Origin of the sequence: Lysobacter sp. TAB13, from assembly GCF_052113885.1 — a bacterium.
GTDB lineage: Bacteria > Pseudomonadota > Gammaproteobacteria > Xanthomonadales > Xanthomonadaceae > Lysobacter > Lysobacter gummosus.
The window spans coordinates 1-471 of sequence record NZ_JBFRDR010000175.1 but is presented as its reverse complement, the minus strand read 5'-3'; the positions used below and the strand labels follow the sequence as shown (position 1 = coordinate 471).

Annotated in this window: 1 protein-coding gene; it reads right to left on the bottom strand. The window is 61.6% G+C overall.

Annotation, left to right across the window (positions count from 1 at the left end):
- Positions 1–40: 40 nt before the first annotated feature.
- Positions 41–471, bottom strand: a 431-nt coding sequence (locus AB4Y92_RS25680) for a CapA family protein (RefSeq protein ID WP_441822187.1), incomplete at its 5' end; no start/stop codon positions are given.

Genomic DNA, 471 nt, shown 5'->3' with positions numbered 1-471 from the left:
CCGCAATCCCGCAAGTCCGCCGGCATCGGAGGCGCTCACTTCATGGTGTCGGCCAGGATAACACGAGCCTGCCTCGTGACGCCGGCCCGATGCGCGTACCAAACGGCCGACTCTCCCGGTCCAGTGTCTGCTGCAACCAAGCAACGTCCTTCTCTGCGGGCCGTGCGAGCCGGAAGCTGCGGATCCGAAACGGTACAAGCTCGAGCGCGAGCAGATCCGCGTTCCCGGGCTCGCGAGTGGCAATATACATCACCGCCAGGTCGGGCCGGAATTTCTCGTGGCCCCGGATGCCTTCATAATCGTTCAGGAAATCGCCGCAGCCATAAAGAATCAGCCGATTCCTGTAGATTTCGATGGCTTTGGGGTGATGCGATGAATGGCCGTGAATGACGGCAATGTCCGCCCGGTCGATCAGTTCATGGGCGAACCGTCTCTGCTCATCCGGGATGCGGTAGCCCCAGTTTCCTCCCC